The sequence below is a fragment of the Bacillus sp. NH11B genome, assembly GCF_001884205.1.
GTDB lineage: Bacteria > Bacillota > Bacilli > Bacillales > Bacillaceae_G > Bacillus_A > Bacillus_A proteolyticus.
Map to the genome: position 1 here is coordinate 38,946 of NZ_MAOG01000109.1, position 25,468 is coordinate 64,413.

Here is a 25,468-nt window from a genome sequence, read left to right on the forward strand (position 1 = left end):
CTGTCGTACAAAACGATAAGACAACCGTGCTTCCCGCTACTCTTAGCTAAAAATCTCTTTGACTTTCCCAACAACTATATCCGTTCCAAACTTTATTATTTCATAAGCAACACTTGCTATCGCCATACCAATACCTTCTACGACATTGAAACTCCTTAAGTTTTCTAACTGTTTTTGTTTTTCAGCAGCTGAAAATGCCTCGCTCAAAATTTCCGATTCAGCTCCTGCACCTTCTGTTCCTGTCATATGAGCAATTTGTTCATATGACAGCTGACGATAGCCCTTCATGCTTTTCAAGCCATGATTAGCGAGCCCTACTCCAGCTATCATCATAAGTAAGCATACGACTGTACCACACATACACAAGAGCGCAAATCGATTCCAACTATTGTCATCTCTTCCCATCAATGTGTATATGCCCCTGTATTATCCTGATCAATTTGATGATGCAGCGCTGCATTTAAACCACTTGCTATTACATTTGCCATATCCTCTATAAAAGCATCTACTTCTTTTGGGGTCACCATTAAATTATGACCAAGAGGAGATAACACTTCATAAATTAATTTCCGCTTCTCTTCATCCTCCAACGTACCGACAGCACCTAAAAACATATTTCGGCTCTTTTCATCCGGCATATCTTCTTCTGTTAACTTTTTCTTTTCTCCAAATGAAAATCCCGCTGGTAATAAAGATCGTGACGGCTTATGTCCCTCTTTCATCTCTCTTCCAAAGTGCTTCAAAATAAAATCGATTGTATCACTCGTAATAGAAACTGCGTCTACTACAGTTGGAACACCAATCGCAATAACAGGAATTCCTAATGTTTCTTTACTTAGTTCCTTACGTTTATTCCCAACACCTGATCCAGGATGAATCCCTGTATCAGAAATTTGTATCGTGCTATTTACTCGTTCAATAGAACGGGCAGCTAATGCATCAATTGCAATTACAAAGTCTGGCTTTGTTTTCTCAATGATTCCATAAATCACATCGCTCGTTTCAATTCCTGTAATTCCCATTACTCCTGGACGGATTGCACTAACAGGTCTAAATCCTTCTTCTACACTTTCAGGCTGTAATTGAAATAAATGTCTCGTTACCAGTACGTTTTCTACAACTATCGGTCCGAGCGCATCTGGCGTTACATTCCAATTCCCAAGACCAACAATTAAACAACTTGCTTCTTTTGAAACTCCAACATCCTCTAGGAAATAAGAAAATTCCTTCGCAAAAATACGCTCTACTTTTTGTTGAAGTTCTGTATCTTGTTGACGTATACCTTGCACTTCAAGAGTTAAATAATTTCCAGGTTTTTTCCCCATCGATTCAGATGCAATTTCATCAATAGTTACTTTTGTAATTGTAACTCCCTCTTCTTCCCTCTCTTTTACAATAACTCCTTGTATCCCTTTTTGTTCTTCTTGGCGCTCTTGCAGCATTTGGTGCGCCTCTACAGCAAGGTCAGTTCTAACATTATATTTACTTAAATCTAATGGTTCTTTCATCGTATCTCCTCCGTAATTCATAGTAAATATCGTTAGATTTCCCAAAGTTATATAAGGTCATTCTTTCCTTTACGTGAAATTTCATTGATATACTATTGCAATTCTCTTCACCGTTTGATAGAATATCACTTGTTCTATGTAAGAATCGAGTCATTCGATTGCACCAGGGAGGTGAAAAGTATGGCAAACATCAAATCTGCTATCAAACGCGCTAAACTTAGCGAAGAGCGTCGTGCACATAACGCTTCTATCAAGTCTGACATGCGTTCTGCTGTTAAAACTGTAGAAGCTTTAGTTACTAATAACGATCTTGAAAATGCTAAAGAAGCTTTCAAAACTGCTTCTAAAAAACTTGACAAAGCAGCTCGTAAAGGTCTTATCCACCAAAACGCTGCAGCTCGTCAAAAATCTCGCTTAGCGAAACAAGTAAACGCGTAAGGCGTTTAAAAAACGATCCATTCGGATCGTTTTTTTATATACAAAAAAGTTCATGTAACAAGTACATGAACTTTTTTGTATCATTACAGATGATTTAACCGCATTAGGAAAAACTCGAGCACAAGTTTCTTATCCATTTTTCCAGTCTTCATACTGTAATCAGCTTCCGCTAATTCTAAAATAACTCTTTTTAATTCTTCAAAAGAGAAAAATTTCGTTTGATTCATCGCCAACTTTACACGATACGGATGTACACCAATATGGGAAGCAATTTGATTTTGTCCATAACCGCGCTGTTGTAACTCCTTTACTTGATTCAGCAAACGGAATTGACTTACTAACAATGCGAGTAACTTAATTGGTTCTTCCTGTTGTGTGAATAATCCATCCAAAATTTGCATCGCACCTGCGATATCTTTTTTTACTACTTTTTCTGTCAAAGCAAACACATTTTGCTCAACGGATTTTGGTACAAGTTCCGCCACAAGTTTCGATGTAATTTCCCCGCCCATACCGACATATAACGTTAGCTTGTCCATTTCCTTCGCTAACATTGTGACATTACTTCCCACAAGCTCTAATAACAAACTAACAGCCGTGTTATCAATATATACATGCGCCTCTTCCGCACGAGAAACAACCCACTTCTGGACATCTTGCACTTGCATCGCATTCGCTTCTACTATATCCGCTGTTTTCTTTAATAGTTTCGTAATTTTTTTTCGTTCATCTAATTTTTCATAAGGCGCAACGAAAACAAGAATAGAAAAAGGAGAAGGTTCTCCGATATATTCTTCTAAAATTTTTATATTTTGTTCTAATTTTTCTTTTTGTGCCGTTAAAAATAATGGTGATTTTATTAATATAACTTTACGATCTCCAAAGAATGGAAGGGTACGTGCATCCTCAACCACGTCTTCTAAATACGCTTCTTCCAAATCATATGTCACAACATTAAACTCTCGATCTTCCTCTTCGAGTGCTTCCGTTGTAATCAGTTTTATCGTTTCATTTATAAAATACGCTTCCGTTCCATACAGTAAATACAACGGAGCAAACTGTTTCTTTTTAATTTTCTTATGTATATCACTCATACTTTTTCCTACTCCCTAACTTGGCAATATATATTTATACTAATGCCCTAGCTTTTGTTTTACAAGTACAAAGGAACAGGCTTTATAACCCGTCCCTTTATTTATATAAAACGCCACGCAATAAGCCCCGGATTTCTTATTGGTGTGCGGTAATCACCTTCCCTTTATTATTTACAATAGTAATCCAAGTATAAGTGCCAACTGTTAACATGCTTGGAAACAAAAAACTCTTGTTACTTAGCTAACAAAAAAGAGTATATATGCTCTTTTTTCTCCATTTATAAATTGTAGATTTTTTTCTGACAATATTTTATACTAAAGTGGAATGTTGGGGAGGGATTCTAAATGAATAATTTTGAACAAAACGTTCAAAGTAAACGCAATGACGCTATTGATTCAGGGGTAGGATTTATCGTCTCATTTGGTTTTTTCGCAACACTTTTCATCATTGCAACTGTTATTAAATTTATCGGTTCTTAAAGGCTGCCGCTTAATGGCAGTCTTCTTTTTTATCTATTATGTGTTTCATCATATGTGATTTTACTGCGAAAGGTTCCTTTTTCCCCTTTAAAAACATAAGAAATGGCACCTTGCTTATCTGTGCGCCATATTTCAATACCATCCTTCTTAAAACCCTCTATAACTTCCTTATGCGGGTGCCCATACCTATTGCGCTCTCCAGCTGAAATAATCGCTACACTCGGCTGCACAAGGCTCAAAAAAGGTTCGGTAGATGACGTTTTACTCCCATGATGCGCAACCTTCAAAATGTCAGCCCGCAACTCCGGATATGTTGATACTACAAGCCGTTCACCTTCTTCTTCTAGGTCACCCGTGAATAACCATGTTAACCCTCCTAATTTCGCCCATATTACAACCGAAGAATCATTTTCTCCTTTTTCTTTTCCTTTTGGAGCTAACACAAAAAATTCTGCTTCATTTACTCTCCAGCTCTCACCCTCTCCTACTACACTTACCTTCACTCTCTTTGCTAACGCTTGTTTCTTTAACGCTTTTTCTAATACAGCATCTTGGTCTTTTCTCCCAAATACAACTTCTTTTATAGTAATAGATGATAATAAATCCTGTGCAGCACCTATATGATCCGCATCTCCATGCGTTACAATTAATTTATCAATTGTTTTAATACCTTCCTTTTGTAAAAAAGGAATAAGAATATCATGTCCAACAGAAAATTCATGCTTTTTTTCTTGCCACGCCTCCTTCTTGATATGAAGCGCTCCACCTGTATCAATAAGATAAACCCCTTTATCGTACGGGAGACGAATTAATATCGCATCTCCCTGTCCAACATCAAGAAATGTAACACTCCCACTTTCGCGAAAATATGGTGATACATAATGACACGTACAAATAAAAAGAAATACGCCTACAACCATGAAAAAAATCCTTTGGGATATTCTCTTTTCCCAAAACACCAATATGCTAATAATGCTAAAACAATATATAATCACAAGAATTAAGGGTGTTTGGCCGAAAGTAAGGCGGATAAACGGGAAATTTTCACAGTAGCTTAATAAATTATTAGAAACGGTTAAACATATCGATAATACATATGCAATTCCTTTCGCAAGAAATGGAATGATTGGCGTACATAGAAGGATAACAATGCTACAGGGTAATACAAGAATAGATAGAAACGGAACATACAAAAGATTGAGGAAAATACTATAAGGAGAAAAATAACCAAAATGATATAGCAAAATCGGGGTGCTAACGAGCTGTGAAACAACAGAAATATAAATCGCATTTCGGATTGCTCCGTTACTACGCGCTAGTAATATCGGGGCAGATAACAGTAAGGCAAAGCTACCTACAAATGAAAACTGGAATCCAATATTGAAAATAAGATACGGATCGTATATAAGCATACATATAGCCGTTATACTTAATGCATCTAAGCTAGATAAGCGAACAGAACATATGAAAGCTACTAGTAACAATACTCCTGTTATAGAAGCCCTTACGACAGACGGTGATGCACCTGCTATAATCATATACAGAGGAATACAAACTATAAGACATACTGTTGCTCTCTCCTTCGTTACACCACTTCTTAGTAAAACAAAATACATTATAACTATCAGCAGTACGATATGCGAACCTGAAATTGCCAACAGATGTATAAGACCAAATTGTTGATATTGTTCTTCTACTTCAAACGACATTTGTTGTCGATCTCCAAATAATAATGCGTTCATAAAAGCACCTGACTGTTCCGGAAATATTTCTGTAACTTTCGAGATTACTTGTTGCCTAAAAAAGAAAATCCACTGCACGAGAGACAACGATGTTTTATGACATTCAGAAATATCTATCACATTGAATATAAAATGTATTTTTTGCTGGTATAAATAATCACGATAATCAAAAGCATGAAAATTTCTGGCAGTTTGCGGTTCTTGCTTCTCCCCTTTAAATGTACATGCTATTCCTGCAAATAATTGGCGCAATTGCTCCTTTTCTGATGCAGATTGAATTTTATAGTTCAACTGCACTATATTCTCATTTTGATCTTTAATTTGAAAAGAAAGGCGATTCCCATTAATAAAAGGTGTATTTTGTATAACACCTCGTGTAACTTCGTAGGACTCTCCTAGAGGCTTATTTTGACTTTGAACATATTCGGTATACATAGCGCCACTAAAACACGCTAACATACAAATGGTGAAGGTTATATGAGAAGTACGATACAAATAAAATAAAACATAACCAACGAAACAACAAGCAGTCAACAAATACGACGAGGAAAAGGCAATTGCAATCCCCATTATAAACGAGATTGCAACATAGCCCCATTGTCCCTGCAACTCATATCCACTCCTTATAGCATCATTTTTACTTTAGTGAATACATGCTGTAATTCTTCCATTGACAAACTATCTTTTTCGAAAGATGAGAATAGTTCTTTTAACTGCAAATGACGCTCTTGCTCCTCTAGCGAGGCAATATCATATTCTAGCGGAACGTGTTTCACTGTCACATTTGCTTGTTCAAACAACTCTATGGCATACGGATGGTTTTTATAATCCTGTGCATAATAAACTGCTGTAATACCACTTTGAATAATCGCTTTGCAACATTGCAAACAAGGGAAATGCGTAACATATATTTCCGATTCCTCTGTTTTCACACCAAACTTCGCACATTGCAATAAAGCATTCATTTCAGCATGAATTGTACGAACACAATGATTATCAATGACATAGCAACCATCGTCTATACAATGCACACCACCTTTAATTGAACCGTTATATCCGCCAGCAATAATTCGTTTATCACGAACGATTGTCGCTCCTACCGCAAGCCTTGTGCATGTACTACGCAAAGATAATAAATGGCTTTGCGTCATAAAATATTGATCCCATGAAATTCGTTCCATATCTTCACCTACTTTTTTGTCTACTTGTAGTGTAGCGAAAAAAGAAAAACTTCGTCAATCTTTTACGGAATAATTATTTGATCTTTTATTTTCTCAAGTGACTTCGTTCCAATCCCGTCAATCTCCAATAAATCTTCTATTTTCTGAAACGGTCCGTGTTCTTCTCGATATTTCAAAATACTTTCCGCTTTCCGGGAACCAATACCTGTTATTTTTTCAAGTTGTTCTTTAGAAGCTGTATTTATTTGTACTTTCCCCTCTTTTTTTGAAGAAGCAGCTCCCTCTTGCACTGGTTCATTTTTGCTCGGAATATAAAGAAGCATTTGATCTTGTACAACTTGTGCCAAATTCACTTTCTTTACCTCTGCATCCGGTAAAAAACCACCTGCTTTTTCAACCGCATCCTTCACCCGCTCCCCTTCCTTCATTTCATACACACCCTCTTTAAAAACAGCTCCTTTTACATCAATTACAATGGTTTTTTTCTGCTCCTTTGTGCCCAACTCTTTCGGCTTCCCTTTTTTCTCCACCTCTTTCATTTTGACATCTGTTGTCATAATTGTTTGCTCTGCATGCTGGTTCGTTTTCCAGAAAAGAAGAAAAATTACAGTTCCAATAATAACCACTAATCCCAACCATTTCTTTGGAAAATCCCACATCATTTTACACCTCTAATCATAAATTCATAACATCATTCATATTGTTTAGGAGAAAGCCGTTACGAAGGAGGGATGAAACATTGAACATAGGAATTATAGGGACAGGGAACATGGGGAATATACTAATCGATGCATTTTTAGAAACCCGTGCTGTCAAACCTTCGTGCCTTACTATTATTAATCGGACGCCTGCCAAAGCATATCATATAAAGGAAAAATACCCTTCTGTTCATATAGCCAAAACAATCCAAGAGGTAATCGAACACTCCCAGCTTATTTTCATTTGCGTAAAACCGATAGATATATACCCTATCCTACAAAAATACGCTGAACATTTTTCAGATGAAAAGTGCTTAGTTTCTATTACAAGCCCAATATCTCCATCACAATTAGAAACGCTTATACCTTGCCATATCGCACGAATCATTCCAAGTATTACAAACCGTGCTTTATCTGGCGCATCACTATTTACATTTGGAAATAACTGCTCTGAAGAATGGAAACAAAAACTACTTCATCTATTCAAAAACATTTCTACTCCCCTTGTTATAGAAGAAGATATAACGCGCGTTTCATCTGATATAGCAAGCTGTGGCCCTGCTTTTTTTAGTTATTTATTACAATGTTTTATTAACGCTGCTGTAGATAAAACAAACATTACACATGAAGAAGCCACTACTTTAGTAAGTGAAATGGTCATTGGAATGGGGAAGTTACTTGAAAAAGAAATTTTCACATTACCTACTTTACAAGAAAAGGTATGTGTCAAAGGCGGCGTTACAGGAGAAGGTATTCGTGTTTTAGAAGAACATGTTGGGGATATGTTTCATAAATTAATCGAACGGACACATGAGAAATTTGATGAAGATTTAAAATGCGTTGAGCAGCAATTCAATAAACACACATAATAAATACTCCATCGTAATTCCAAATCCTTTAATTAATACTTATCTTTTTCATGCTACATTTTCACTAAAACTAGCATTTTTACACTTTACACATATCATCTCTTTATTTTTCTAGAACTAAAACTACATCTTTTCTATAAAACAAAAGCAACCTTAGCGGTTGCTTTTGTTTTATCTATTTTTCTTCGCCATGAAGAAAATACGCTCTGTTTGTTCTGTAACTTCAAGTCGCTCAAAGTCACCAGTCACGCGAAGCACTGTAAAACCAGCTTCTTCAAGCCATTTCGTTAGCTCTTCAACCTGATATGCACGTTGCACGTGACATTCGTCAAAACGATGATACACATCTTCTTCTGGATCTTGAACAAAGAATGTTAAATCATGTTCCACACTATCTGATTCTTCTCCAGGGAAGCAGTTCCAAATAAGTGATATTTCTTCGCCATTCACTGTGTACGTTTCATTTTGAAATACATGATGTATTTTATATAAAGAGTGTACATCGAATAAAAACAAGCCATCTTGACGTAAATGGTGGAAAACTCTTCTAAATGTTTCTTGTACTCCATCTTCTTGCAATACATAATTTAATGAGTCACAAAAGATTGTCACACAATCAAATTCACCAGGAACATCAAGCTCTCTCATGTCCTGTTGGTAAAAAGGAATAAAGTAACCTTCTCCCCCCAATTTCTGCTGTGCAACAGTTAACATTTCTTCAGATAGATCTACACCAATTAAATCATAACCTTTTCGCACAAGCGGAAGTGTTACGTTACCCGTTCCACATGCTACGTCAAGAATTTTTGCCTCTTTCATAGATGCCTGTTGCAAACTTTCCTCTGTGAATTCCACCCATTTATCATAAGGGACATCATTCATCAGTTCGTCATACAGCAAAGCAAATTGTTCGTATTTCATTGATCTAGCTCATCTGCAATATCTTCACGCGGCACATCGCCCCATAGACGCTCTAAATTATAGTGATTACGCTCGTCTTTATGGAATACATGAGCAACCACATCACCAAGATCTACTAAAACCCAACGCGCTTCATCAAAGCCTTCCATACGTTGTACGTTAATTTCGAACTCATGTGCCTTCGCTTTAATTTCACGTGCAATTGCTTGCACTTGCTTGTCTGAATTTCCGTGACAAATAATAAAATAGTCTGCAATCGGTGAAATACCTTGCATATTTAGTACAACCATATCTTCTGCTCTCTTATCATCAGCTGCTTTTGCCGCTAATACTAATAACTCTTTATCTTTCATTTATTAATTTCCTCCTTGATAACTGCATTGTATGTTTGGAATGTTAATGGATAAATCGTTTGATCTTTTTCCATTAAAAATTGAATTGTTCGCTTTAAAGCAAACAGTAAAGCTTGATTTATATCTTTATATGCGAGTTCCCTCGCTTCTTCCACACCAGGAAACTTACGTCCTGGTTCAATGTAATCCGCTACATAAATAACTTTATCTAACATTGTCATTTTTTCATGACCACTTGTATGATATGTAATGGCTTGTAGAATTTCAGGATCAGTAATACCTACTTCTTTTTCTACTAAGTATGCCCCAACAGGTGCATGCCATAACTCTTTGTTATAGTGCAACAAATCCTTCGGCAAAGCTTCTCTCTTAATAATCTCTTCCATTTCTGGAATCGCTCTACATTTTGCATAATCGTGAAATATAGCAGCCGTCTCTGCCTTCTTCTCATCTACACCATATGACCGAGCAAGTTCAATCGCTGTTTCCATTACACCAACCGTGTGTATATAACGTTTTTCATGCATTTGTTGTTTGACAATGCTAAGTGCTTCCTCACGATTCATACAACCCATTCCTCTCGATATATACCTGTACTTTTTCGGGGAGTAAATATTTGCACGTTTTCTTCGTCATATATCTCTCACGTAACAAAGAAGAAGAAACTGCAAACTCCGGAATTTCCACTTTTACGATATCATAAGGCGTATGTAATGTATAACCTGGTCTTGCAACTCCAACGAAAGTCACAAGTTTAAGTAACTTTTCAATGTTATACCACTTCGGCAAATACTCAACCATGTCTCCGCCAATAATAAAGTGAAACTGCACATCCGGATACTTCTCCGTTAATTGTACCATAGTATCGTACGTATAAGATGGGCCTTCTCTGTCTAGCTCTTCTAAACAAATTGAAAAGTATGCTTCTTCCTCAGTCGCTATTTGCAACATGTTTAATCGACTTTTCACACTCGTAATGTTACGTCCTTGCTTGTGCGGTGGAATTTGATTCGGTAAAAACCATACCTCTTCCAACCCTAAAGCATGATACACTTCATTTGCAATTAACAAATGCCCATTATGAGGTGGATCAAACGTGCCACCAATAATACCAATTTTTCTCAAAAGAAACGCTCCTTCCTTTTACATACAGCAACTCTCCTCATAAATATTCGAAGAGAGTCTACTGTTAATAAAAGTTCAATTGGTTTCACTTTCTACATATCAAGCGCCTATTACGAAATAACTCACGTATACCTTTTATCGTGGAAGCTTAATTTGCTTATTTTCTCTAGATTCTTTGTATAAAACAATTGTGCTTCCGATTACTTGAACGATTTCAGCTCGCGCACCTTGTGCAAGTTCTTCTGCAACTTCACGACGATCAAATTCACAGTTTTGTAGTACACTCACTTTAAATAGTTCACGAACTTCTAATGCTTCTCCAATTTGTTTCACCATATTTTCATTTACGCCACCTTTTCCAACTTGAAAAATCGGTGTTAAATGATGTGCCTTTGCACGTAAAAATCTTTTTTGTTTTCCTGTTAACATATAATTAGCCTCCAAGCTCTCTCATTACTAATTGTTTCATTCTATCAATATTCGGCACACAACCTGTCCACATTTCAAATGCAAGTGCACCTTGATAAACGAACATATCGATTCCATTTTGAATTATTGCACCTTGTTCTTTCGCATCGCCTAAAATTTTTGTTTCAAATGGATTATAAATAATATCAGAAACAATCGCTCCTTTTTTCAATGAACGAATTTCGAGCGGCGTATGCTCAACATGCGGATGCATACCTATCGTTGTTGTTTGAATGATAATATCATATTCCCCTTGAGCTTTTGCTGCGTGTTCTAGCGATAGAGCATGTGAATTAACATTTTCCAAACATCCAGCGACAAGATTCTCCGCCTTATCTCTCGTACGATTAGCAATATCAATTGCTGTCACACCTACATCTGCAAGTGAGAAATAAATAGCTCGACTAGCACCGCCTGCACCGAGCAATAAAATACGTTTCTCTTGAAGCGGCTCTTTACTAATTGACTGTAAGGCACGAACAAAACCAATTCCATCCGTATTATACCCAATCAATTTTCCATCTCGATGAACTACTGTATTTACCGCACCGATTTGCCTTGCAAGCGGGGCAATCTCATCCAAGTACTCCATAATCGCAACTTTATGCGGAGTCGTGACATTAAATCCGGAAATACCTAATGCTTTCAAACCTTTTACTGCTTCCCCTAGCGCTTCTTCTTCTACAAGAAACGCATGATAATGGGCATCCATATTCAAGTGTTCAAATGCATCGTTATGCATAATGGGTGATAATGAATGTCCAATTGGATTTCCGATTACACCATATAATTGTTTCATAAATCCCTCTCCATATTAAATTAAAGATTTACGCAATGAAACACTTACTCCTTTTGGTACATGAGCAACAATTTTTGCTCCTGATTCATTCACAGTAACCCATCCTAATCCAGAGAATACAACGTCTGTTTTTGGCTCACGAATATTAAATTCATATTTCACAAACTCAGGCATATTTTCTAATTCTTCTGGTGTCGGTGGATTCAATAATTCTCCAGCGTGTCTTTCGTACAATTCATCAGCCTTCTCAAGCTTTGTACGATGGATTGTTAAACGGTTTGAGAAATGACAAGTGAATGCACGGCGGCCCCCACTTACATAATCAAATCGTGCTAATCCACCAAAGAATAATGTTTGTTCTTCATTTAATTGGAATACCATTGGCTTAACTTCTGTAGTCGGTGTAATAAGCTTTAAGCTTTGTTTCCCAACATAATGTGCCATTTGATGATGGTTAATAATCCCTGGCGTATCAAATAAAGAAGATTCTTCGTCTAATGGAATATCAATTAAATCAAGTGTTGTTCCTGGGAAATGTGATGTTGTAATTACATTCTCAGTCTCATCACTAAACTCTTTAATCATACGATTAATAAATGTTGATTTACCAACATTCGTACATCCAACAACATAAACATCTTTACCTTCGCGGTAATACTCAATTGCATCCGCAAGTTCAGTGATTCCTTGCCCTTTAGCTGCACTGATTAAAAAGACATCTTCTGGTTTTAAACCAAGTTGCTTTGCACTATAGCGCATCCAATGTTTTACTTTATCATGCTTAACTGACTTTGGAATTAAGTCAGCCTTATTCCCAACAAGTAACACTTTATTATTCCCTACAAAACGATGTAAGCCTGGTAACCAGCTACCATTGAAATCGAAAATATCTACGATTTTAACCACTAATGCGTCTGATTGTCCAATTCCGTTCAAAATACGAAGGAAATCATCATCTGTTAAAGATACATCTTGAATTTCGTTATAATGTTTCAATCGAAAACAGCGTTGGCAAATTACTTGTTCCTTTTCTAAAGATGATGCAGGAGCGTATCCTACTTCATTTTTATTTTCTGTTTGAATTTCTACACCGCAACCAATACATTTAATTGTTTCAGTCAAACTTTATTCCTCCCAATTAATTAAGCCTTTTTTCTTCATGTTTCTCATAATTCTTCGTTCAATTTTTCGATTAAAGCGTGTTACCAATCCGTCTGTTTGCGCTACTGGTACAACTAAAATTGTATGAAGTCCCACACGATTCCCACCGAGCACATCCGTTAGTAACTGATCTCCAATTACTACAACTTCATCTGGTTGCAGGTGCATTTCGTTTATTGCGCGCTTAAAGGCACGAACAAACGGTTTACGCGCGCTATGAATAAACGGAATACCTAATGGGTCAGCGAAGTCTTTAACGCGTTGCTCGTTATTATTTGAAACGACCGTTACTTGAATATCATTTTCTTTCATTTTCAAAAACCACTCTTCAAGCTGTGGTGTTGCGTTTGGACGATCCCATTCAATCAAAGTGTTATCTAAATCAGTGATAACTCCTTTAATTCCACGCTTTTTCAAATCTTCTGGTTGAACATGATATACATTTTTCACATATTCATTTGGTAAAAATAACTTCAATTTCTTTCACCTCTTTGAGGATTTTTCATAAAATTTTTCGACAACATTTTTCGATAGATAACCTGTGGATAAACTTGTACACACTTTCCACATTAATTTTTCAGTTAATTTAGAATTTACTAACAATCTATACACATTTTATCCACTGAGGTATGTGGATAACCTCTTGTTTGTGACTGTCATATTTTTTTGGTACATTAAATGCAACAACGAATCAATCCTTATATTATTAGGAGGTGACTCACCTTGAAAACAAAACATATGGAACAGTTATCTACTGAGTTACTCACTGAGTCTTATTATAAAGCAAAAGAACTAAAATTAAATCCCGACTTCATTTTACTTATAAAACAAGAAATTATTCGACGCTCGTTAGAGGACAAGCTCGTCAAATCTTCTTGAGTACATATAGATTGCTGGTTGACCTGTAAAAAGAGCCATCCTGCGATGGCTCTCGAATAAACAAGTACTCCCATCTAGGGGATTTCTTCATTAAGCATCTTTGTCCATATTTCTTGATTAGAGCTTCATAAGTATATTATAAAATCTTTTCTTTACTTATGAGATAATCGTGTTGCAATTTTTTCACCCAGACGCAGCTCTTGTCCACTTGTCAATTCCTGCACTGCTTCAATCATATCTTTTTCAAATAATAAAACAACTGTTGAACCAAATGTAAAGTATGCCATCTCTTCACCTTTTTGAACAGTACTTCTTTCATGAAGGAGCTCAATACTATTAACAAACATAGCACCTACTTTTACAAGCGCCATATGTTCACCTTCACTATTTACTTCTGTAACAGAGCGATAATTTTTTGACAATGGTTCTTTTCCATACTCCATACCCGCTGCATTTACCGGATATGATTTTCTGCCAAGTACAAATCTTTCAGTGACAGATCCAGAGAGCGGACTATGAATACGATGATAATGACTTGGACTCAAATAAATTACCATGTATGTACCGCCTGCATATCGCTTTGCACGCTCTTCATTACCTAGCATATCCACAATTGAATAACGCTTTCCTTTTATATCGAATGTTTTTGTATCCTCAATAGGACCTTGATCAGCAAAAACACCATCAACAGGACTAACGATACTCGATGCATCTGCATCAATACTACGCTTTCCTTCTTTTAGCCTACGCGTAAATAAATCATGCAATGTTTGATATTCCTTCAAACCCTTTTCCATCTCATCTTGATTAATTTGAAAAACTTTCGCATACGATGGAATAATGATAGAGCTCAAACGCGATTGTGCAAATTTACGTAATATATAAGAAGTAAAACGACCATTTGTAAGTTCGATCATAAGTCGATATAATGTACGTCGCAAATTACGAAACCTCCTAACCAGTCTATAACTTTAGTTTCTCCTTTTTTTCTCTCTATATCATATGTAGAATTGGTTCTTATTCCCACATATAGCATGGAGCCGTCTCGTTATACATGAAGAAAACTAAGTATAATTTTTATTCTTAAATTGTTTAGCACCTTCTAATATTACAGATAGAACCCGCCATTTTCAACAGTGAACATGTATTTCTTCTTAGAGTAGCTCGTTTTCTTTCCTTTTTACAGAAGAAAAGGCAGCCGCTTTTGAAATACGGTTGCCTTTCCTATACTCTATTCTTTCGCTTTCTTCTCTTTCTCTGCCCTTACAAATTCATGGAACATTTTCATTAAAGCGCGCTTTTCAATTCTTGATACGTAGCTTCTGGAAATACCAAGTGCCTTAGCAATCTCCCGCTGCGTTTTTTCCTTATCAAGCCCAAGTCCAAAACGCTTCACGATAACTTCCTTTTCTCGTTCGTCTAAAATATCTATATACTCTTTAATCTTTTCTAACTCCATACTAAGCTGAATCATATCAATTACATCTTCAGACTCTGATTTTAATATATCAATAAGCGATATTTCATTCCCCTCTTTATCTTGCCCGATTGGATCATGAAGTGAAACATCTTTTTTCGTCTTCTTTAGCACACGTAAATGCATCAAAATTTCATTTTCGATACAGCGTGCTGCATACGTCGCAAGCTTAGTTCCTTTCCCTGCAGAATAACTCTCGATCGCTTTAATGAGCCCAATTGTACCAATTGAAATTAAATCTTCTGCATCTTCACCGGTGTTTTCAAATTTCTTAACGATATGAGCTACAAGCCGTAAATTATGTTCAATTAAAAGATTTCTCGCTTGAGCATCACCTTGCTCCATTAACTCTAAGTACTTTCTCTCATCATCTGATGATAACGGCTGCGGGAACGCATTATTCTTCACATAAGAAACAAAGACAAACACCTCTCGAACCATATATCCAATTGCGGCGAATAGACTCAAACCTTTCACCTCCGCCAAAATAGTGGTCTTTATTATGTGTATGTGGGCGTAGGGTTGTTTGTGTCTGTACGACATAAATATGGAATCCTTAGCTTTTTGTCGAACGAAATAAGCCTTTCATACCTTGAATATTTTTTCCAATGTATTACAATATTTTAAGTTCCAAAATTTTGAAAGAGGTGTTTTCATGCGATACTTTACTTCACAAATAAGAAACCTTGTAGTACTCACACTATCTTTTTTCTTACTGTCAGCTTGCGGACAACAAACTTCGCCCACAAAAACTGAAACTACTAAACAAGATACTGCAGCATCAACAGACAGCACAAAAACGGAAGATAACCAAAAAGCTGAAGACAATGCGGGAACTGAGAACAACGCAAAAACCGAGAACAACGTAAAAACCGAGAACAACGTAAAAACCGAGAACAACGCAAAAACCGAGAACAACGCAAAAACTGAGAACAACACAACTACTGAAAACAACAAAAAAACCGAAAATAACGAAACAGCTAAAAACAATACAAAAACTGAAACAGAATCTAAAAACACACAGAAAGATCAACAACCAGCTAAACAACCAACTAAACAAACTGATACTATTAAATTCACAAGTGAAGATGCTGTGAGAGTTCTCGAAAAAAGAATGGGAGCTCGATCAGCTGAAATTCATTACGGCTCTGGGGAAGACCAACTAATCGGCACAGTAAATGGTATTAAGCTATATGACGTTTTATACACACGTGGTGACGGTGAACATCAACGTGCTGTAAATTTCGCAGTAGGATCAGATGGGAATTTATATGAGTGGTCGAAAGCTCAAGATGGTGTTCTTCAAGCACTTAACGGCAATTAATAAAGTGGAACTTTTACTGCCACTTTATGCGTGATACATTATTCTATGAACATAGTAAAGCCAATCGAAATATATCGATTGGCTTTTACTAATATTCACTCCAAATTTTCTCCCCAGTATGCGCATCAATATAACGAATTTCTCGAATACAGTCGAAGGGGGCTTTATGATTTTCATCCGTCGTTTGCTTATACAGTAGTTCGTATTTCGTTTCCTCTGCATCAACATCTATATGCCATTTTAATTTGACTCGGATGGCATCTATATATATTTGTAACGCGTTTTCTTTTGTTACTTTTGGTGTTGTTTCATATGTAAGTAATTCTTTTATAAATTTGCTAGACTCTCCAGAGTAGTGCATCACTGCACCATTTTCTGCATTGATGTTGATCATAATATATTTCTGCTCTACATGAATGTCATTTACATACATTGAAAAGGAAAACCTCTCTATCCCCTCTTCCTCTTCATAATCATCCCAAAGCTGAATATACTTTGTCGCATCTGGGATAGTATGCTCTAAAAATTGAAGTGCTTTGCTTAAACATTGCTCTCTTGATAAGATTGTTCTTCTTTTTTTCTCATCCTTCCACATAAAAAAAGAAAGCAATTGATTTGTTTCTTTATCTAGAGTAATTACAACAAATTCATCATGCTTCAGCATTGGAACGTGTTTTTTATAGAACTCATCCATTGAATATGGATCCTTCTCTTCTATTTCTTTTTGTAATTCTTCTTTTAATACAAATTTTATCCGGACTTCATCCTCATCTACTTTTCCATCTAATTTTACAAATTTCTCCTTGTCCCAATCAAATAAATCAAGCACATCTTTTTTTGGACTACTCTTTAGCGGTTTATCAATAAGTACGGTAGAAGGTAATTTATAATGGCCTGGCCCATATAAATCTTTACCTGTACTTGCATCAATAAACGCATGACTAGGCTCTGGTTCATATACAAGATGGTACCCTTTTACTTCTTCCCCATTTTCATATTTACATGAGGAGTATGTTAAATCTACAAATACAAGTCTCATATCTTGTCTAGCTTTCAAATTTTCTAAAACGATATTCTCCTCAACAATTTCACTTGGCCATAACGGTTTTTTCTCTATCGCTTTTTGTCCATTATAATGGAAATTCACAACATTACCTGAAGGATGAACACGCACAACACACCCCGTATTCGGCAATGGATACCCATTCACTTCTTGCATATAATTTATTTCTTTCCAGCCACGCCTGTCGTCCTTGACCTTCACATATGTATAACTTTCTAATCTTTCTTTCACATATTTCTTTATAAATACATTTGCAATTTCTCTTGCTTTATTCTCCTCTATCGCTTCCTTACCGCTCGAAAAAGAATTGTCATCCTCTATCCTAAATTCAATTAAACTACCAGTATGTCTATTCAACGTAATTTGTACCGTTCTCTCCTCATCCTCTTTATGCTCCCACCATAATAGATGATATGGGTCATCCACACCTTCTTGATCATCTACAACAAGCCTATAATCATCTGGAATGTTAATAATATGAGCCACTTGCTCTTTTCTTTCTTTATCTTTTTGATTCATTATACCTTCCCCTTATTACAATTTAAGGTAATTATAACAAACAAAACCAAAACTCATTAACAAAAAGACAAAAAACTGAAACAATTAGTTCATACGAATTTCACATGAATCTATTACTATTGGAATTGTACATAGTGAACTTACTAACAACTGCGTTTATTAATATATAAAATTTCATTTGAAAGGAGTTGAAAATATGAAAACTAAATATCGCTTTATGATTTCATCATTTGCTGCTTGCGCCTACATGATTTGGTGTTTAGTATAATAACAACTTCACTTGTAAATAAGAAAAGGTGTGTATATAAATGGAATATAACCAATCAACAGTTAACTACTGGAAAGCTTTTGTATTACCTTATACATTCGCTTTAGAAGAGTTAAAAACTAAATTTGAAATTATGAACCGGGAAGCTCAATTTTTAGAAGACTACAACCCGTTTGAACATATAAAAACAAGACTTAAACAACCCGAAAGTATCATTAGAAAGCTTGAGCGTAAAAACTTATCACCAACAGTTGAAAATGCTCAAACACAATTACAAGATATTATTGGCATCCGTATTACATGTTGCTTTGTAGAAGATATTTACCATTTAAAAGAGGTTATTGAAAATCGTGGAGACATGGAAATTGTAGAAGTAAAAGATTATATTGCTAATCCAAAAGGAAATGGCTATAAAAGTTTACACATGATAATAAAATATCCATTGTCACTAAATTCTGGTACGAAAGATGTCTTTGCAGAAATTCAATTACGTACACTTGCCATGGACTTTTGGGCAAGTTTAGAACATAAACTTTACTACAAATATGAAGGAAACATACCTGATTATTTGAGAGATGAACTACATGATGCGGCTATGAAAGCTGAAGATCTCGATAATAAAATGGCGACCATCCGTCAAGATATTGATGATATTGAAGCATGTTCAAATCAAATTTTATTACCACTTTAAAAAGGTTCTCTCTACGAGAACCTTTTTTATTTCTTTTCTATCGTACGAACCTCTTCAATTTTCCAGCCTTCCTCTTCTTTTCCAAGTGCATACTGTACTTTCTTCTGCAAAGTAACTCCCCCGTCTACTTCTTTTTCCTCTGTTTCAACGATAACAAGTCCCTCTTTAAGAGCTTTCATATTCATATGCCCTAATTCAATTTTCTTATTTCCCTTTTGAAACGCTGCTTCCTTTTGTGTTTTTAAGTCTTCAGCACTAGGCATCTTCTTTGAAAATAACTCCATATGTTCAGCAAGATTTTTTTCATTCGTCGTCCGTACAAATGCCTCAATAACATCTTGAATGGATTTCTCTTCTTCTTTCGTTATATGTACCTTTTCCTCAGTTTTTTTAGCAGATTTTTGTTCTATATTATTCTCTTGAGATTGACATCCAACTAGCAATAATACAAATACTAAAAGGAATCTTACTTTCCCTAAAAAAATCCTCATCTTTCCATCTCCTAAAAAGAAAAGTGAGGCATTTCGCCTCACTTTCATTTATAATTAGCGTCTTCCTTTATTCGGATCGCCGCCGCCAACGATGTCAAAGACACGTTTCGCTATGTTTGTATTCTCTTGAACCCCAGAGAATAAGTATTTACCTGGTCCGAATGCATATACGTTTACATCTTCACCTGTATGTCCACCCGTTGTCCAGCCTGTAACCGAACGCTTATTGAAGATATCTTCAATTGCATTATCAATCTTTGTTACATCTTTTGATGGAGCGATATCATTTACAGCTTTAATTTCTTCTGGTGTTAACTGTAAATCAATATACTTTTTCAATGTTTCTTCTACATTTGCACCTTTTGCAATCTCATTTGCCATAAAGTCTGGCGTACGTTTCGCAGCTTTAATCGGATCTACTTTAAAGTTATACTCACCATTCGCACCTAAAGATAATCCTCCAGTAGCATGGTCTGCAGTTGCAACAACTAAGGTATTCTTATCTTTTTTCGCAAACTCAATTGCTGCTTTAAACGCTTTTTCGAAGTCTTCCATTTCACTCATTGCACCGACAATATCATTATCATGTCCAGCCCAATCAATTTGACTACCTTCGACCATTAAGAAGAAACCATTTTTATTTTTGTTCAAGCGCTCAATTGCTGCATTTGTCATCTCTTCTAATGAAGGTGTTTTATCATTACGATCAATCATTTTATCTAAACCACCTGGTGCAAATAAGCCAAGAACTTGATCGCTTTTATCATTTAATAGTTGATTACGATCTGTTACATAACTATAACCAGACTTCTTAAACTCTTCTGTAAGATTGCGGTCTTTTCTAACAAAGTTATTTACGCCACCGCCAAGCATAACATCTATTTTATGCTTACCTTTAATTTTTTCATCAAAGTAATCATTTGCAATTGCATCCATATTTTTACGGCTAATATCATGTGCACCGAATGCAGCTGGTGTTGCATGTGTAATTTCAGAAGTCGCAACTAATCCCGTTGACTTCCCTTTTTCTTTCGCTTGCTCCAATACTGTCTTCACTTCAGCTTTATCATTATCTACTGCAATAGCTGCGTTATATGTTTTTATACCTGCTGACATCGCAGTAGCTGCCGATGCAGAGTCTGTAATATTTTCATGTTCATCTTCTGGATATGTTTTTTGTGTTCCTACAAGATGCTTATCAAATTCTGTAGATTCCATCTCAAATGTTTTTGGATTATCTTTCATATAGCGATGTGCTGTCATATATGAAGGTCCCATACCATCCCCAATTAATACGATGACATTTTTAATCTTTGCATTGTTTCCATTCTCATCCGCATTAACCTCACTAGAACGCGTAAAATTCCATGTCGCTACCGAAGTAACTGCTAACGACGCCACAACTGCAAATGGCCATGCTTTTTTCACAAACTTTTTCACTGTCTTGTCCCCCTAATTAGGTTATTCATTTCCCACTATCAAATTTAATAGAAGACTGTTAAGAGAAAATGAGTTGAATGTAAATTTTTTGTTAACTTATGTAAATTCCAGTTATAATTTGTATAAGTTTGTCTTTTCGTATTAACGATACTTCCCTTTACAAAGAAAAATATAAACATGTTGGATTCCTTTTAATACGAACCTATTATTTTACATTTCGTAATATTATTCTTATTTTTTCAAATTTAAATAGAAATATGGTGAACTTTATGAAAACAGTAAAACTAGACGAATCTTTCATTCCAGCCTTACTCTCTCTTTGCGAATCAGTTGGGTGGTTACAGCATGCGAGTTTTATGAAAGAGCAATTCCATATGTACCTTTCCATTGGTACAGTTTTTGGCTATGTACATGAGAATAAACTTATTGCAGCGGGCGGGGTCTTTTCATTTGCCCCTGGATTTTCTTCTATCGGTATGTTAATCGTGCATCCTGATTTTCAAAGAAAAGGAATTGGCCGTATTTTGTTAAACAATAGCTTAAAAGTAACTCATCCATCGCTCCCTATTACGCTCATTGCAACAAAAGCTGGCGAACCCTTATATGAATCTTATGGATTTCAATCAATAACAACAATTCATCGTTTCGAAAAACAAGCTACTTACAAAAATACAAATTTTGTCCCTATAAAACAAATTCAGCAAACGGATGTTCAATCTCTAATTTCTCTTGATCAAACTGCGACTGGTGCACATCGTTCTAAGCTTTATTTATCACTACTATCAAGAGCAATTTACTCATTTAAAATAGAACGGGATAATCAAATAGATGCCTTTGCTTTATGCATACAAAAAGGAGATTTACTTTGTATTACCCCTCTTATTTCAAAAAAAGAGAAGGACGCTATTCAGTTATTAGAAATAATTTGTAACTCGTGGAATGGGACGATACGCATTGATGTCCCACATTCACAATTCATATTCCGCCAATTTCTTCAAACGGCAAATTTCCATGAAACACTTCTTTCACCTCTTATGATAAAAAATGGGGATCAACTTCCTGGAAATCGTAATATGCTATTTGCTATGATAGATGCAGCGTTATGTTAGAAAGGGGACACCTAATTGAAGCGATTTAGCTATTTTATGGTAGGTTGTCTTACTCTTACACTATTAGTAGGATGTAATGCAGCAGAAAAGCCAGTAGAACAAGTAAAACAAGTTAAAAATACACTTACAGCGAAACTAGCTACTGAGGAAAAAATGGTAGAGATAGATGGTCAAACGATTTACTTTAAAAAGATTGGTGATAAAAAACCACCTTTACTTATGATCCATGGATTTGGAGGATCATCCGATGGTTTTCAAAAGATTTACTCAAATTTAGCAAAAGATCATACGATTATTTCTGTTGACGCCTTAGGATTCGGACGTTCCTCTAAGCCGATGGATTTTTATTATTCTTTCCCAACTCATGCAAATTTGTATTATAAGCTAATGAAAAAACTAGGATATGACTCATTCGCAATACTGGGACATTCAATGGGGGGAGAAATTTCTCTTAATTTAACATATTTATACCCTGAAGCGGTTACCCACCTTATTTTAACTGATGCTACAGGCGGCCCTCATACACTCGTTAATAAACAAGGTTCACCAAAACCAAAGTTGTCGACTGATTTAAGTGCCGTTTCTTCTATTGCAGATTATGATGAGGGCAAAGTTACATTCAAGCGTAATGATGAAGAACATTATAATAAAATGAAATTATGGCCTAGACGTCTTCAAATCAATGCAAATGAAATCAAACAACCAACTTTAATTATATGGGGAAGAAATGATAGTAGCGTTTCTTGGAAAGAAGGAGAAACTTATCATCAATTCTTAAAAAATAGTACTTTCCATATTATCGAAAAAGGTTATCACGCACCATTTCGTCAAGAGCCACAAGAATTTGTAGGATATGTAAAAGATTTCTTCGAGAAAAATCCTATAAGTGCTGAAAAATAAACGGGTATCTCATGTTGAGATACCCGTTTTCATATATTAAGCAGCTTGCTTTTGGCGTTTTTGAGTTTTTGATCCTAGTACTTTTGGAATAATGAAGCCATCAACTCCAATTTTCCCAGCATTCATACCAGAAACAAGAACGAACATCGATAAAATAACCATCTCAGGGTTCACACCAATTGACCCACTAAACATATAGGAAAAGTTCATTAAAAGACCGAAAAAGACCGCTGTTTTTGTTAAACAGCCTACAATTAAACCAATTCCTACTAAAATTTCTCCCCACGTCACAAGTGTATTAAATAAATCAACGTTTGGAATTGCAAAATCTTGTAAGAATGATGCCCACCAAGATTGAACAGCTGGTTGTGCTCCTTTAGATTTTTCAATTGCACCTTGTAAATAACCAGTTGCATCGAATCCTTTTCCTTGTAGTTTACCGATTCCAGCCATTACCCATGTGTAACCAAGATACACTCGAACTATCGCTAATACAAAAGAAACTGCTTTGTTTTCTCTTAAAAATTGAATAATCATATCTTCCTCCTAAAGTTGTAATTAAGTCAGTTACAGATAATATAATAACATTAGTTACTTACTTTTGAAATGTTAATTATGAATAATTTGTGACATGCATAAAAAACATTAAATACTAACGTATATATAGTAACTTTTATTACCCGCAAAAACTTGAACATATCATACCACAAGTGATAATCATTTTCATTGAAGAAAATGTAAAAAAAATGTGAGTTAAATGTGAAATGTATTCATTCGAATATATAACAAATGCGTTTCATATTGTTTATATACTCGAAATGTACATGTCTTCTCATCGATTAATCTCGCTTCTCGAACAGCTTCTCCTAACGTTTTGTCATGGGAAATAAGCCTGTAAAATAAGCGTATTGTAAACATAAGTACTACATTTCCACCTACATAATCTATCGAGCTAACATACGATTTGGCATCATTCTGTAAAATCGATTCTACTAGCTTCAACTCCCCAAACTTATACCAATCATTTACAATATGTGTAATATGCAATTTTGCATATTACTTAATTTCTGCTACGCCAAAGTATACCCTCTGCTCGTTTAAGTCGTATACATTTCCCCCTAAGTCTTCCATTACAAATTCCCTACCCTATAAGTCAATTTCATACATACCCGTTTCTTTCAAAAAATCAGCTCTAGTTAAAGCGACTTTCTGTAAATATTGCCTATACGCTGTAATTGTTCCATCATGTGAAACGATACAAATTTTTTCTGCTTTTAACTGATAGCACCAGTGCAGAAATTCATCTACTATTTGCTGAAACTCTTTCTCCAAGATGATATTGACTCCCTCATTCCATAACAATTCATTTGTACTTTCTTCTAATGAAAAATGTGGAAATAAATTTTCAATTATCTTTCGATCTAACAATTGATCGCATGGCAATGTTTTGGCGGATTCCCGATAAGGAAAAATACGCGGGGATACATATGGATGAACAATTTTTTGACAAGCAACTTCCTCACTCCATATTGTCGCAGTTTGTAAAGTTCGAAGTGTAGGACTAACGATTAATATATCCTTTTCTTGTAATGGTACATCGCGCTGAAGCAATTTTGCCTGCTTCTTTCCCACACCCGTCAATGACGGATTCACCGCTTGTAAACTTAATGATAAATTTTTCGTATGCTCACCTTCACCATGCCGAACAAAGACAAGTTTCATTCTCCTCTTCCTCTCACTAGAAAATGGTCTCACATATTTCTTCCCTATTTTTTTCTTTACTCCTGCTATTTTAAAAAGTAGAATGTAAAAAGTATTTGACATCAATATTTGGAAAATATTATAATTTTACACATATTGATGTCAAACACTTTTTACAATAAGGGGAGGAATATAAATATGAAATGGATTATCATCTTTCTCGGAATAATCATATGGGGATACATAAATGGCTTTTTTATTAGTGATAAAACTGCTAATCCTTGGATTACAGATGATGAACGTAAAACGAAAATAAAGCAAAAAGCAATTATCGCAAGCTGGTCCGGTGTTTTCATATTTTGTATCATGAACCTCTTAAACAAATGGTTAGGTTTAGAAACGAGCGATACATCACCTTATTTACCAGATCCTGTCGCAACTATTTTTAAAGAAAATGTAGAGTTACAAATTTTACTTATGTTATTCATTACGTATGGACTATTTTACTTATACTACCGAAGAAAACTAAGCGCTTAACTTTTATATCATGATTATCCTCCTAAATGGTTATAGTAACTAGGACGTAATAAAAAAAGGAGCGATATAAAAATGAGTAACTCAAATGACTTTTTGGATACATTACATGAAAAACAAGCAAAAGATGAACAAAATAGAAAGCGCCAAGGGAACGGAAACCCTGCGAAAAAAAAGCCAAATAAAACACATAAATAACATTAAAAAACCTGCCTAAAAATTGTATTTTAGGCAG

Annotated in this window: 32 protein-coding genes; 10 read left to right on the forward strand and 22 right to left on the reverse strand. The window is 35.5% G+C overall.

The annotated features are described in order from the left end of the window. Window positions 1–42 precede the first annotated feature (42 nt). Both BAU27_RS19520 and gpr read right to left on the reverse strand, forming a co-directional pair. Window positions 43–408, reverse strand: a complete 366-nt coding sequence (locus BAU27_RS19520; RefSeq protein ID WP_083596081.1) for a DUF3679 domain-containing protein — start codon at window positions 406–408, stop codon at window positions 43–45. Continuing rightward, window positions 405–1,508 carry a GPR endopeptidase gene (gpr, locus tag BAU27_RS19525; RefSeq protein ID WP_071747381.1) on the reverse strand — a complete coding sequence of 368 codons (1,104 nt, stop codon included), beginning with the start codon at window positions 1,506–1,508 and terminating at the stop codon, window positions 405–407. The genes BAU27_RS19520 and gpr overlap by 4 nt, the downstream gene beginning before the upstream one ends. Before the next feature lie 180 nt (window positions 1,509–1,688). On the opposite strand from gpr, the gene rpsT reads away from it, so the two are divergent. Next, window positions 1,689–1,946, forward strand: a complete 258-nt coding sequence (gene rpsT / locus BAU27_RS19530) for a 30S ribosomal protein S20 (protein WP_001274011.1) — start codon at window positions 1,689–1,691, stop codon at window positions 1,944–1,946. A gap of 83 nt (window positions 1,947–2,029) precedes the next feature. On the opposite strand, the gene holA is transcribed toward rpsT, so the two are convergent. Beyond that, window positions 2,030–3,040, reverse strand: a complete 1,011-nt coding sequence (holA, locus tag BAU27_RS19535; protein WP_071771689.1) for a DNA polymerase III subunit delta — start codon at window positions 3,038–3,040, stop codon at window positions 2,030–2,032. 345 nt (window positions 3,041–3,385) lie between these two features. On the opposite strand from holA, the gene BAU27_RS19540 reads away from it, so the two are divergent. Next, a complete protein-coding gene (locus BAU27_RS19540; protein ID WP_001058627.1) occupies window positions 3,386–3,520 on the forward strand; it encodes a YqzM family protein in 135 nt (44 codons plus the stop codon). Window positions 3,521–3,549: 29 nt separating this feature from the next. On the opposite strand, the gene BAU27_RS19545 is transcribed toward BAU27_RS19540, so the two are convergent. The 3 genes from BAU27_RS19545 to BAU27_RS19555 all read right to left on the reverse strand — a co-directional run bounded on the left by BAU27_RS19545 (window position 3,550) and on the right by BAU27_RS19555 (window position 7,105). Further along, window positions 3,550–5,871: a DNA internalization-related competence protein ComEC/Rec2 gene (locus BAU27_RS19545; RefSeq protein ID WP_071771690.1), complete on the reverse strand. Its 2,322-nt coding sequence runs from the start codon at window positions 5,869–5,871 to the stop codon at window positions 3,550–3,552. Between the two features lie 14 nt (window positions 5,872–5,885). Then, a complete protein-coding gene (locus tag BAU27_RS19550; protein WP_071747384.1) occupies window positions 5,886–6,443 on the reverse strand; it encodes a ComE operon protein 2 in 558 nt (185 codons plus the stop codon). 62 nt (window positions 6,444–6,505) lie between these two features. Continuing rightward, window positions 6,506–7,105 (reverse strand): helix-hairpin-helix domain-containing protein, encoded by a 600-nt coding sequence (locus BAU27_RS19555; RefSeq protein ID WP_071747385.1) that lies wholly within the window; start codon window positions 7,103–7,105, stop codon window positions 6,506–6,508. A gap of 77 nt (window positions 7,106–7,182) precedes the next feature. Here BAU27_RS19555 and comER point away from each other — a divergent pair, with 77 nt between their 5' ends. After that, complete coding sequence (comER, locus tag BAU27_RS19560) at window positions 7,183–8,010, forward strand: late competence protein ComER (RefSeq protein ID WP_071747386.1); 828 nt, start codon at window positions 7,183–7,185, stop codon at window positions 8,008–8,010. 171 nt (window positions 8,011–8,181) lie between these two features. On the opposite strand, the gene BAU27_RS19565 is transcribed toward comER, so the two are convergent. The 8 genes from BAU27_RS19565 to BAU27_RS19600 form a co-directional block, all read right to left on the reverse strand. After that, window positions 8,182–8,931, reverse strand: a complete 750-nt coding sequence (locus tag BAU27_RS19565; protein WP_071747387.1) for a class I SAM-dependent methyltransferase — start codon at window positions 8,929–8,931, stop codon at window positions 8,182–8,184. After that, window positions 8,928–9,284 (reverse strand): ribosome silencing factor, encoded by a 357-nt coding sequence (gene rsfS / locus BAU27_RS19570; RefSeq protein WP_000653209.1) that lies wholly within the window; start codon window positions 9,282–9,284, stop codon window positions 8,928–8,930. The genes BAU27_RS19565 and rsfS overlap by 4 nt, the downstream gene beginning before the upstream one ends. Further along, window positions 9,281–9,850: a bis(5'-nucleosyl)-tetraphosphatase (symmetrical) YqeK gene (yqeK, locus tag BAU27_RS19575; RefSeq protein ID WP_071747388.1), complete on the reverse strand. Its 570-nt coding sequence runs from the start codon at window positions 9,848–9,850 to the stop codon at window positions 9,281–9,283. The genes rsfS and yqeK overlap by 4 nt, the downstream gene beginning before the upstream one ends. After that, entirely contained in the window at window positions 9,840–10,409 is a 570-nt protein-coding gene (locus BAU27_RS19580) for a nicotinate-nucleotide adenylyltransferase (RefSeq protein WP_001226028.1), read from the reverse strand. The genes yqeK and BAU27_RS19580 overlap by 11 nt, the downstream gene beginning before the upstream one ends. A 135-nt stretch (window positions 10,410–10,544) precedes the next feature. Beyond that, entirely contained in the window at window positions 10,545–10,838 is a 294-nt protein-coding gene (yhbY, locus tag BAU27_RS19585) for a ribosome assembly RNA-binding protein YhbY (protein WP_000955223.1), read from the reverse strand. Between the two features lie 4 nt (window positions 10,839–10,842). Continuing rightward, window positions 10,843–11,676, reverse strand: coding sequence for a shikimate dehydrogenase (aroE, locus tag BAU27_RS19590; RefSeq protein WP_071747390.1), 834 nt, complete (start codon window positions 11,674–11,676; stop codon window positions 10,843–10,845). Between the two features lie 15 nt (window positions 11,677–11,691). Beyond that, a complete protein-coding gene (gene yqeH / locus BAU27_RS19595) occupies window positions 11,692–12,798 on the reverse strand; it encodes a ribosome biogenesis GTPase YqeH (RefSeq protein WP_071771691.1) in 1,107 nt (368 codons plus the stop codon). A 3-nt stretch (window positions 12,799–12,801) separates the two neighbouring features. Next, on the reverse strand, window positions 12,802–13,314 hold the full coding sequence (locus tag BAU27_RS19600; RefSeq protein WP_000765303.1) for a YqeG family HAD IIIA-type phosphatase: 513 nt from the start codon (window positions 13,312–13,314) through the stop codon (window positions 12,802–12,804). A 246-nt stretch (window positions 13,315–13,560) separates the two neighbouring features. Here BAU27_RS19600 and sda point away from each other — a divergent pair, with 246 nt between their 5' ends. Next, entirely contained in the window at window positions 13,561–13,716 is a 156-nt protein-coding gene (gene sda, locus BAU27_RS19605) for a sporulation histidine kinase inhibitor Sda (protein WP_000850094.1), read from the forward strand. Between the two features lie 152 nt (window positions 13,717–13,868). Here the strand turns inward: sda and BAU27_RS19610 are convergent, their stop codons facing one another. Both BAU27_RS19610 and sigK read right to left on the reverse strand, forming a co-directional pair. After that, the gene (locus BAU27_RS19610; protein WP_071747392.1) at window positions 13,869–14,657 is read right to left on the reverse strand and encodes a phosphatidylserine decarboxylase; all 789 of its coding nucleotides are present in this window, start codon (window positions 14,655–14,657) and stop codon (window positions 13,869–13,871) included. 290 nt (window positions 14,658–14,947) lie between these two features. Further along, window positions 14,948–15,661, reverse strand: coding sequence for an RNA polymerase sporulation sigma factor SigK (gene sigK, locus BAU27_RS19615; RefSeq protein ID WP_000051382.1), 714 nt, complete (start codon window positions 15,659–15,661; stop codon window positions 14,948–14,950). A 187-nt stretch (window positions 15,662–15,848) separates the two neighbouring features. On the opposite strand from sigK, the gene BAU27_RS19620 reads away from it, so the two are divergent. Then, complete coding sequence (locus BAU27_RS19620; RefSeq protein WP_071771692.1) at window positions 15,849–16,517, forward strand: hypothetical protein; 669 nt, start codon at window positions 15,849–15,851, stop codon at window positions 16,515–16,517. An 88-nt stretch (window positions 16,518–16,605) separates the two neighbouring features. Here the strand turns inward: BAU27_RS19620 and BAU27_RS19625 are convergent, their stop codons facing one another. Next, entirely contained in the window at window positions 16,606–18,102 is a 1,497-nt protein-coding gene (locus BAU27_RS19625) for a YcdB/YcdC domain-containing protein (protein WP_071771693.1), read from the reverse strand. A 305-nt stretch (window positions 18,103–18,407) separates the two neighbouring features. Between BAU27_RS19625 and BAU27_RS19630 the strand changes: the two genes are divergently transcribed. Beyond that, window positions 18,408–19,058 carry a GTP pyrophosphokinase gene (locus BAU27_RS19630; protein ID WP_000456231.1) on the forward strand — a complete coding sequence of 217 codons (651 nt, stop codon included), beginning with the start codon at window positions 18,408–18,410 and terminating at the stop codon, window positions 19,056–19,058. Between the two features lie 26 nt (window positions 19,059–19,084). Here BAU27_RS19630 and BAU27_RS19635 read toward each other — a convergent pair whose 3' ends face one another. Together BAU27_RS19635 and BAU27_RS19640 are read right to left on the reverse strand one after the other, a co-directional pair. Beyond that, window positions 19,085–19,549, reverse strand: coding sequence for a hypothetical protein (locus BAU27_RS19635; RefSeq protein WP_071747395.1), 465 nt, complete (start codon window positions 19,547–19,549; stop codon window positions 19,085–19,087). Window positions 19,550–19,603: 54 nt separating this feature from the next. After that, window positions 19,604–20,989: an alkaline phosphatase gene (locus tag BAU27_RS19640; protein ID WP_071747396.1), complete on the reverse strand. Its 1,386-nt coding sequence runs from the start codon at window positions 20,987–20,989 to the stop codon at window positions 19,604–19,606. A gap of 269 nt (window positions 20,990–21,258) precedes the next feature. Here BAU27_RS19640 and BAU27_RS19645 point away from each other — a divergent pair, with 269 nt between their 5' ends. Further along, the gene (locus BAU27_RS19645) at window positions 21,259–22,098 is read left to right on the forward strand and encodes a GNAT family N-acetyltransferase (RefSeq protein WP_083596082.1); all 840 of its coding nucleotides are present in this window, start codon (window positions 21,259–21,261) and stop codon (window positions 22,096–22,098) included. Window positions 22,099–22,113: 15 nt separating this feature from the next. Further along, complete coding sequence (locus BAU27_RS19650) at window positions 22,114–22,998, forward strand: alpha/beta fold hydrolase (RefSeq protein ID WP_071771694.1); 885 nt, start codon at window positions 22,114–22,116, stop codon at window positions 22,996–22,998. 36 nt (window positions 22,999–23,034) lie between these two features. Here BAU27_RS19650 and BAU27_RS19655 read toward each other — a convergent pair whose 3' ends face one another. The 3 genes from BAU27_RS19655 to BAU27_RS19665 form a co-directional block, all read right to left on the reverse strand. Then, a complete protein-coding gene (locus BAU27_RS19655; RefSeq protein ID WP_000586624.1) occupies window positions 23,035–23,535 on the reverse strand; it encodes a DoxX family protein in 501 nt (166 codons plus the stop codon). Between the two features lie 216 nt (window positions 23,536–23,751). Beyond that, the gene (locus BAU27_RS33575; RefSeq protein WP_254797974.1) at window positions 23,752–24,000 is read right to left on the reverse strand and encodes a hypothetical protein; all 249 of its coding nucleotides are present in this window, start codon (window positions 23,998–24,000) and stop codon (window positions 23,752–23,754) included. A 144-nt stretch (window positions 24,001–24,144) separates the two neighbouring features. After that, window positions 24,145–24,720 carry a histidine phosphatase family protein gene (locus BAU27_RS19665; RefSeq protein ID WP_071771696.1) on the reverse strand — a complete coding sequence of 192 codons (576 nt, stop codon included), beginning with the start codon at window positions 24,718–24,720 and terminating at the stop codon, window positions 24,145–24,147. Window positions 24,721–24,897: 177 nt separating this feature from the next. On the opposite strand from BAU27_RS19665, the gene BAU27_RS19670 reads away from it, so the two are divergent. Then, window positions 24,898–25,236, forward strand: coding sequence for a phosphoglycerate mutase (locus BAU27_RS19670; protein ID WP_071771697.1), 339 nt, complete (start codon window positions 24,898–24,900; stop codon window positions 25,234–25,236). A 72-nt stretch (window positions 25,237–25,308) separates the two neighbouring features. After that, window positions 25,309–25,431, forward strand: coding sequence for a DUF4023 domain-containing protein (locus BAU27_RS19675; RefSeq protein ID WP_000071861.1), 123 nt, complete (start codon window positions 25,309–25,311; stop codon window positions 25,429–25,431). Window positions 25,432–25,468: the final 37 nt, after the last annotated feature.

Excerpts from the sequence above, each read along its gene's own strand:
- BAU27_RS19565 (WP_071747387.1), bottom strand. The coding sequence starts at position 8,931 with ATGAAATACGAACAATTTGCTTTGCTGTATGACGAACTGATGAATGAT.
- holA (WP_071771689.1), bottom strand. The coding sequence starts at position 3,040 with ATGAGTGATATACATAAGAAAATTAAAAAGAAACAGTTTGCTCCGTTG.
- BAU27_RS19550 (WP_071747384.1), bottom strand. The coding sequence starts at position 6,443 with ATGGAACGAATTTCATGGGATCAATATTTTATGACGCAAAGCCATTTA.
- rpsT (WP_001274011.1), top strand. The coding sequence starts at position 1,689 with ATGGCAAACATCAAATCTGCTATCAAACGCGCTAAACTTAGCGAAGAG.
- BAU27_RS19540 (WP_001058627.1), top strand. The coding sequence starts at position 3,386 with ATGAATAATTTTGAACAAAACGTTCAAAGTAAACGCAATGACGCTATT.
- BAU27_RS19645 (WP_083596082.1), top strand. The coding sequence starts at position 21,259 with ATGAAAACAGTAAAACTAGACGAATCTTTCATTCCAGCCTTACTCTCT.
- BAU27_RS19635 (WP_071747395.1), bottom strand. The coding sequence starts at position 19,549 with ATGAGGATTTTTTTAGGGAAAGTAAGATTCCTTTTAGTATTTGTATTA.
- yhbY (WP_000955223.1), bottom strand. The coding sequence starts at position 10,838 with ATGTTAACAGGAAAACAAAAAAGATTTTTACGTGCAAAGGCACATCAT.
- BAU27_RS19675 (WP_000071861.1), top strand. The coding sequence starts at position 25,309 with ATGAGTAACTCAAATGACTTTTTGGATACATTACATGAAAAACAAGCA.
- BAU27_RS19665 (WP_071771696.1), bottom strand. The coding sequence starts at position 24,720 with ATGAAACTTGTCTTTGTTCGGCATGGTGAAGGTGAGCATACGAAAAAT.
- BAU27_RS19555 (WP_071747385.1), bottom strand. The coding sequence starts at position 7,105 with ATGATGTGGGATTTTCCAAAGAAATGGTTGGGATTAGTGGTTATTATT.
- rsfS (WP_000653209.1), bottom strand. The coding sequence starts at position 9,284 with ATGAAAGATAAAGAGTTATTAGTATTAGCGGCAAAAGCAGCTGATGAT.
- BAU27_RS19630 (WP_000456231.1), top strand. The coding sequence starts at position 18,408 with ATGGAATATAACCAATCAACAGTTAACTACTGGAAAGCTTTTGTATTA.
- BAU27_RS19670 (WP_071771697.1), top strand. The coding sequence starts at position 24,898 with ATGAAATGGATTATCATCTTTCTCGGAATAATCATATGGGGATACATA.
- BAU27_RS19655 (WP_000586624.1), bottom strand. The coding sequence starts at position 23,535 with ATGATTATTCAATTTTTAAGAGAAAACAAAGCAGTTTCTTTTGTATTA.
- BAU27_RS19620 (WP_071771692.1), top strand. The coding sequence starts at position 15,849 with ATGCGATACTTTACTTCACAAATAAGAAACCTTGTAGTACTCACACTA.
- gpr (WP_071747381.1), bottom strand. The coding sequence starts at position 1,508 with ATGAAAGAACCATTAGATTTAAGTAAATATAATGTTAGAACTGACCTT.
- aroE (WP_071747390.1), bottom strand. The coding sequence starts at position 11,676 with ATGAAACAATTATATGGTGTAATCGGAAATCCAATTGGACATTCATTA.
- yqeK (WP_071747388.1), bottom strand. The coding sequence starts at position 9,850 with ATGAATCGTGAGGAAGCACTTAGCATTGTCAAACAACAAATGCATGAA.